General features: G+C 69.6%; 6 protein-coding genes and 2 pseudogenes. 4 read left to right on the top strand and 4 right to left on the bottom strand.

Annotation, left to right across the window (positions count from 1 at the left end):
* The 4 genes and pseudogenes from DPV74_RS37860 to DPV74_RS37845 form a co-directional block, all read left to right on the top strand.
* Nucleotides 1-937: pseudogene (locus DPV74_RS37860) on the top strand (acetyl-CoA carboxylase biotin carboxylase subunit); the annotation flags it as partial.
* Nucleotides 934-1,809 carry an allophanate hydrolase subunit 1 gene (locus DPV74_RS37855; protein ID WP_027788991.1) on the top strand — a complete coding sequence of 292 codons (876 nt, stop codon included), beginning with the start codon at nt 934-936 and terminating at the stop codon, nt 1,807-1,809. The pseudogene DPV74_RS37860 and the gene DPV74_RS37855, both read left to right, overlap by 4 nt.
* Nucleotides 1,799-2,794: a biotin-dependent carboxyltransferase family protein gene (locus tag DPV74_RS37850; RefSeq protein WP_119339047.1), complete on the top strand. Its 996-nt coding sequence runs from the start codon at nt 1,799-1,801 to the stop codon at nt 2,792-2,794. Before DPV74_RS37855 ends, DPV74_RS37850 begins: the two co-directional genes overlap by 11 nt.
* 216 nt (nt 2,795-3,010) lie before the next feature.
* The gene (locus DPV74_RS37845) at nt 3,011-4,366 is read left to right on the top strand and encodes a cytosine permease (protein WP_027788990.1); all 1,356 of its coding nucleotides are present in this window, start codon (nt 3,011-3,013) and stop codon (nt 4,364-4,366) included.
* Nucleotides 4,367-4,447: 81 nt separating this feature from the next.
* On the opposite strand, the gene DPV74_RS37840 is transcribed toward DPV74_RS37845, so the two are convergent.
* The 4 genes and pseudogenes from DPV74_RS37840 to DPV74_RS37825 all read right to left on the bottom strand — a co-directional run.
* Complete coding sequence (locus DPV74_RS37840) at nt 4,448-5,173, bottom strand: copper homeostasis protein CutC (protein WP_119339046.1); 726 nt, start codon at nt 5,171-5,173, stop codon at nt 4,448-4,450.
* A 120-nt stretch (nt 5,174-5,293) separates the two neighbouring features.
* Nucleotides 5,294-5,698, bottom strand: coding sequence for a hypothetical protein (locus DPV74_RS37835; RefSeq protein WP_059695293.1), 405 nt, complete (start codon nt 5,696-5,698; stop codon nt 5,294-5,296).
* Nucleotides 5,695-6,081: a hypothetical protein gene (locus DPV74_RS37830; RefSeq protein WP_027788988.1), complete on the bottom strand. Its 387-nt coding sequence runs from the start codon at nt 6,079-6,081 to the stop codon at nt 5,695-5,697. The genes DPV74_RS37835 and DPV74_RS37830 overlap by 4 nt, the downstream gene beginning before the upstream one ends.
* Before the next feature lie 162 nt (nt 6,082-6,243).
* Nucleotides 6,244-6,650: pseudogene (locus tag DPV74_RS37825) on the bottom strand (EAL domain-containing protein); the annotation flags it as partial.

Raw genomic sequence — 6,650 nt, 5'->3', positions numbered from 1 at the left:
CGGCGGCGGGCGCGGCATCCGCGTCGCGCATGACGCCGCGCAGCTCGACGCCGAGCTGCCGCTCGCGCAGCGCGAGGCGCAGGCGGCGTTCGGCGACGGCGGCGTGTACCTCGAACGCTTCATCGCGCGGGCGCGCCACATCGAGGTGCAGGTGCTCGGCGACGGCCGTCACGTCGTCCACCTGTTCGAGCGCGAATGCTCGCTGCAGCGGCGGCGCCAGAAAATCCTCGAGGAAGCGCCGTCGCCTTCGCTCACGCCCGCGCAGCGCGACGCACTGTGCGCGTCGGCCACGCGGCTCGCGCAGGCGGTCGGCTATCGCAGCGCGGGCACGCTCGAATACCTGTTCGATGACGCGCGCGGCGAGTTCTACTTCATCGAGATGAACACGCGCATCCAGGTCGAGCATCCGGTGACCGAGGCGATCACCGGCATCGATCTCGTGCGCGAGACGCTGCGCATCGCCGACGGCGAGCCGCTGCGCTTCGCGCAGCAGGACATCGCGATGCGCGGCGCGGCGCTCGAATGCCGGATCAACGCGGAAGATCCGTTGCAGGATTTCCGCCCGAGCCCCGGCCGGATCGACACACTGGTGTGGCCGACCGGCCCCGGCGTGCGCGTCGATTCGCTGCTCTATCCGGGCTACGTCGTGCCGCCGTTCTACGATTCGCTGCTCGCGAAGCTGATCGTGCACGACGAGAGCCGTGCGGCCGCGCTGCAGCGCCTGGCCCGCGCGCTGGGCGAGCTGCACGTCGGCGGCCTGAAGACGACCGCGCCGCTGCACGTCGCGCTGCTCGCCGACGACGACGTACGCGCCGGGCACTATCACACGAATTTCCTCGAAGCGTGGATGCCGCAATGGCGTGAGGCCGCAACAGCCGCCACGCAGCAACACGCAGCCGAACATGCAGACGCCGTGCGCGTCGGGGAGGCGATGTGACGACCCGTTATACCTTCGGCGGCGACGAATTCGTGTTCGTCGAAATCAGCGAATCGATGTCGCTCGACGCATTCTTCAAGGGCACGGCGATCACGCGCGAACTGCAGCGCCGCGCGGTGCCGGGCATCACCGAGATCTGTCCGGCGAATGCGTCCTACCAGGTGCGCTACGACCCGGACGTGATCGAGCCCGATGCGCTTGTCGCGCTGTTGAAGACGATCGAGGCCGAAGTCGGCGACGCGCCACTCGAACTCGATACGCGCATCGTCGAGGTGCCGGTGCTGTACAACGACCCATGGACGCACGAGACGCTGATGCGGTTTCGCGAACGCCACCAGGATCCGTCGTCGACCGATCTCGAATACGCGGCGCGCATCAACGGCAAGCGCGACGTCGATGCCTTCATCGCCGCGCACTCGGGGTCGCCATGGTTCGTGTCGATGGTCGGCTTCGTCGCGGGCCTGCCGTTCATGTACCAGATGGTCGAGCGCGAACGCCAGCTCGAAGTGCCGAAATACCTGCGGCCGCGCACCGACACGCCGAAGCTCACCGTGGGCCACGGCGGCTGTTTCGGCTGCATCTACTCGGTACGCGGCGCGGGCGGCTACCAGATGTTCGGCGTGACGCCGGCGCCGATCTTCGACCCCGCGCAGCGGCTCGACTACCTGCGCGAGTTCATGGTGTTCTTCCGGCCCGGCGACATCGTGAAATTCCAGCCGATCGATCGCGTGACCTACGACGCCGCGGTGGCCGACGTCGAGGCCGGCACCTTTTCCCTGCGCGTGCGCCCGGTGAAATTTTCGCTCGACGCATTCCTGCGCGATCCCGATGCGTACAACCGCTCTCTCGTCGAGGTGCTGCATGCAAGCTGACACGCACAACCTGATCGAGGTCGTGAAACCCGGCCTCGCGACGTCGGTCCAGGACATGGGCCGGCAAGGCTACTACCACGTCGGCATCCCGCCGTCGGGCTCGCTCGACCAGTACGCATCGCGCGCGGCGAATCTGCTGGTCGGCAATCCCGAAGAAGCCGCCGTACTCGAATGCACGCTGCTCGGCCCCGAGCTGCTGTTCCATACGGATGCGCTGATCGCCGTCACCGGCGCCGAGATGACGCCGAAGATCGACGGCATCGGCCAGCGCTGCAACGTCGCGCTGCGGATCGGCGCAGGCAGCGTGCTGTCGTTCAATTACGTGAAGGCGGGCGCACGCGCGTATCTCGCCGTCGCGGGCGGCATCGACGTGCCGGTCGTGCTCGGCAGCCGCTCGACTTACGCGCTCGGCGCGATCGGCGGCCACGCGGGCCGGCGCCTGCAGAAAGGCGACCGGTTGCCGCTGGGCGCCCCCGTCGGCACACCTCGCGAAGGGCGCGAGCTGCCGGCGGCCGTGAGCCGGCCGCTCGACAACCAGGTCGAGCTGCGGGTCCTGACGGGCCTGTACCACTACCGGCTCACCGACGATTCGGCGCGCACCTTCTTCGACGACGAATGGACGGTCGCGCCCGAAGCCGATCGCATCGGCTATCGCTACAAGAACGGCCGCGCGCTGCAGTTCCGGCCGCGCGAGCAGCCATTCGGCGCGGGCGCCGATCCGTCGAACATCGTCGACGCGTGCTACCCGATCGGCTCGATCCAGGTGCCGGCCGGGCTCGAGCCGATCATCCTGCACCGCGACGCGGTGTCGGGCGGCGGCTACGCGACGATCGGCACGGTCATCAGCGCCGACATGGACCTGATCGGCCAGATGCAGCCCAACCACCGCGCGCGCTTCGTGCGCGTGACGATGGCCGACGCGCTCGCCGCGCGCCGCGAGTACCAGCGGCGCCTCGCGCTGCTGCGCGCCGTGCTGCGGGACTGAGCACCGGGCGCCCGGTTCGCGTGCCGGGCGCCGTTCGTCGCCGCCCCCTTTTCGCTGTCCGTCTTCCGCCCGCCCGGCCGAGCGCCGCGCGGCGGGGACGCCTGCGCGCTGTTCCTGCCGAACCGGTTGCCCGCCCGACGTCGGGGCAACCCTGCGGATCGCCTGTGCCGCGGCCGAGACGTCGTTCGCAACTTCTGCGCATCAAGGAGCACGATCATGGCCAACCTGGCTCAGGCCCGTACCGACGAGGATCTCGACCTGTCGACGCTCGCCGTCCCCGACCACGCGCGCATGCCGCCCTTCTCGCTGACGATGGCGTGGTGGGCCGTGTGCAGCGCGGTGTTCTACATCGTCGTGGGCGCCACGCTCGCGCTCACCTATGGCGCGCGCAACGCGCTGATCGGGATGGCGCTGTCGGTCGTGTCGTACGGCCTCGTCAACACGATCATCAGCCGCTATGCGATCCGCACGGGACTCTCGGTCGCGCTGTTCTCGCGCGTGCTGTTCGGCAGCGCCGGCGCGGCGCTCGCGACACTGATCTTCTTCGCGACCGCGATCTACTACGCGGTGTTCGAGGGCTCGGTGATCGCGGTTGCCGCGCACCACCAGTTTCCGGCGCTCGACTACAAATGGGCCGCGCTGCTCGTCGTCTGCTACAGCGTGCCGCTCGTGTTCGGCAGCGTGCAGCACTGGCTCGACAAGTTCAACGGCGTGCTGCTGCCGTTCTACCTGCTCGGGCTCCTCGCGGCGGTCGGGCTCGCGACGGCCGAATACGGCTACAACGCGGCGTGGCTCGATTTCGGGCCGGCCGGCAACGCGCCTGCCGGCGGCTGGTGGCACTGCTTCGTTTACTACATGGGCGTGTGGGTGCTGATGATGTTCACGTTCGACTACGCGCGCTTCGGCCGCAAGGAAGACGCGGGTTATCACGGCCGCTTCAACTTCGGGATGCCGTTTTACCTCGTCACGTTTCTCGTCAACGGCGCGGCCGGCATCTATCTCGTCAGCACGATTCCGGGGCTCGGTACGCTTTCCGAAGTATCGGTCGTGCTCGCGCTGCTGAAGCTGATGGGGGTGTGGGGATTGCTGTTCGTGTGGGTCACGCAATCCCGCATCAACACCGCGAACTACTACCTCGCGACCGTCAACATGCAGGCGTTCTTCCTGAAGGTGGCCGGCGTGCGCGCGCCGAAGTTCGTGTGGGCACTCGTGGTCGGCGCGGTCGTCTATGCGCTGATGATGGCGGACATCTTCTCGCGAATCCTGCAGGCGCTCGCGTACCAGGGCATCTTCGTCGTCGCGTGGGTCGGCGTCGCGCTCGCGCACATCCTGTCCGGCCGGTACGGGCAACTCGTCGGCGACGACGTCGAATGCCGCGACGCCCATGTGCCGACCTTCAATCCGGGCGGGCTGACCGCATGGTTCGCCGGCGCGTTCACGGGACTCGCGCTAAACCAGGCGACGGGGTTCGCCGCGTCGCTGTCGGCGCCCGCGACGTTCGTCGTGTCGTGGGCCGTCTATCGCGCGCTGCTGGGCACCGCGAAACGTACCTGGTTCGTGCGCAATACGTGACGGGGTACGCGTGCCGCCGCGTGCCGCGCGATCGTCTGCCGCGCGCTGGCGTGATTCGTCGCGCCGTGGCAGCCGCGCGCCTCACACGTGCGACGCGGCCCCGTCGATGGTCGCGCGCACCTTCGCGACGAGCAGTTCGTCGACCGGTGCCAGCACCTCGCCGCGCGGCCGCACGCCCGAGCCGAAATGCACCGCGCGCACGCCGGTCGCGCGGACGAAATCGCCGACCGCATCGACCGTGAGCCCCGAGCCGGCCAGCACCGTGCAGGTCGAGCCTGCCGTCTGCCGCACCAGCCGCGTGATCGTCGCGACCGCGTCGAGCACCGACGGATGGCCGCCCGACGTCAGCACCGACGTGACGGTCGGCACGCCCAGCAGCGCGTCGAACGCGGCGTTGAGATCGCGCGACACGTCGAACGCGCGGTGGAACGTCAGCGCGCGGCCGTCCGCCGCGGCCGCGATGCGGGCCAGCGCGCCCAGATCGACGTCGCCGCGCGCGTCGAGCGCGCCGAACACGACGCCGTTCGCACCGGCCGCGACGGCCGCGCGCACGTCGCGCTCGATCACGCGCAGGTCGTCGGCGTCATAGACGAACGACCGGCTGTGCGGCCGCACGATCACGTTGACGGGAATCGGCACGGCGGCCACGACGGCTTCGATCAGGCCGACGCTCGGCGTCAGCCCGCCTTCGGTGATTGCGGTCACGAGTTCGAGGCGGTCGGCGCCCGCGCGGGCGGCGGCCTTCGCGTCGCCGACGGTCGTGGCGATCACTTCGAGGAGAATGGAAGAAGCGGCGTTTCGGCTCATGGGCGGCCCGCGAATCGTCAGGACAATTCGCGCATCCTAGCCGAGCCGCGCGACGGGCGCCAGCGTGACGGGCGCCCCGCCGTCAGCGGCGCCCCGTCAGCCCCGTCGCGAGTCCCACCGTCAGCCGCGCCGCGCGAGCCACACGCCGACGAGCGCGGACAGGCCGGTCACCACGGCGCCGGGCGCGAATCGGAACATCCGCGCATTCACGTCGACGCCCTGCTGCTGCATCACGTCGACGATCCCCGGCGCCAGCAGGAGCGTCACCCAGCCGATCATCCCGAACGCGGTGGTCGCGGACGCGACGAGCAGTGCGATGCCCGCGCCACGCGCGCGCGGCCGGAACGCGCCGGCGAAGGCGCCCACGGCCAGGAACACGGCCGACAGCACGAACAACACCGCGACGAACACGAGCATCGCGCGCGTATGGCCGAGCTTCATGAACGCCATCATCTGCGCGGTGATCACGCACATGCCCGCGATCGCGAACAGCACGATCGCGAGCGCGTTGCGCACGACGCTCATGCGCTCGCCTGACGGAAATACGCGGTCGCGGGGCGCCGGAACAGCAGGTAGACGAACAGGGCGAACAGCAGGAAGCCGGGGATCAGCACCGCGAACATCGACGCCGGCATGTTGACGAACGAGAACGCGAAACCGAACACGGCCGTCACGATGTAGGCCTTGCGCGACCATTCGCGGCCCTTGAGGATCGCGATGCCGATCACGACGTTCACGGCTTCGATGAGCACGCTGATGCCGAGCGTCGCCCAGACGGGCAGCAGGTAGTGCGACAGCAGCGCCTGGGTGGTCGGCATGCCGATCGTGAATGGCGTATAGATGCACGTGATCGCGTTGGTCACGATGATGATCCACGCGAGAATGGTCAGCGAAATCGGTCTTTTCATTGTGTTTTCCTTGTTATTCGCCGCCATGGTGGCCCCCGGGACGGCGCGCCCGCGGTCACGATGGCCGCGGTCGCGCCATTGTCGGGGAAGCGCGGGGCGAGCGCAACGGGCCGCCCGCGCCGGCCCGGATCGCCCTGCTCGCCGCCTGCGGTGCGCGCGTCGCTAGCCGGCGTCCGCTTCGTCGTCGGCCCAGTCGATATCGCCGCACAGCACGCGCTGCGTATCGCCGACGCGCACGGCCACCGACAGCGTCACGCACGGCTGCGCCTCGTTGATCGACAGATACGGCCGCGTGACCTGCACCCGCCCCGGCTCGGCGATCGCCGAGCGGAAATACGGCCGGCGCAGCCAGTTCGCGCCCTGTGCGTCCGCCAGCGGCGAAAAGCGTGCCTCGGCGAGCGCGCGGTCGGCGCGCAGCACGACGTTGCGGCCCGACTGGCGGCCGTGCGCGTCGAGCAGGAAGCAGCGCGCGGCCGCGTCGAGCGCGAGGAAGTTCCAGCACACCTCGTCGAGCGGCTCGCCGGCCGCGAGGCGCTCGGCCGCGCGTTCGAACGCGCGCAGGTACGGCG

The organism is Burkholderia sp. HAN2018 (assembly GCF_024704855.1).
In the GTDB taxonomy this organism is placed as follows: Bacteria; Pseudomonadota; Gammaproteobacteria; order Burkholderiales; family Burkholderiaceae; genus Burkholderia; species Burkholderia cepacia.
This window is presented reverse-complemented; position numbering and strand designations above follow the sequence as displayed.

Bases quoted from the DNA above. Each gene is read 5' to 3' on its own strand.
- DPV74_RS37850 (WP_119339047.1), top strand. From the start codon at position 1,799: ATGCAAGCTGACACGCACAACCTGATCGAGGTCGTGAAACCCGGCCTC.
- DPV74_RS37845 (WP_027788990.1), top strand. From the start codon at position 3,011: ATGGCCAACCTGGCTCAGGCCCGTACCGACGAGGATCTCGACCTGTCG.
- DPV74_RS37840 (WP_119339046.1), bottom strand. From the start codon at position 5,173: ATGAGCCGAAACGCCGCTTCTTCCATTCTCCTCGAAGTGATCGCCACG.
- DPV74_RS37835 (WP_059695293.1), bottom strand. From the start codon at position 5,698: ATGAGCGTCGTGCGCAACGCGCTCGCGATCGTGCTGTTCGCGATCGCG.
- DPV74_RS37830 (WP_027788988.1), bottom strand. From the start codon at position 6,081: ATGAAAAGACCGATTTCGCTGACCATTCTCGCGTGGATCATCATCGTG.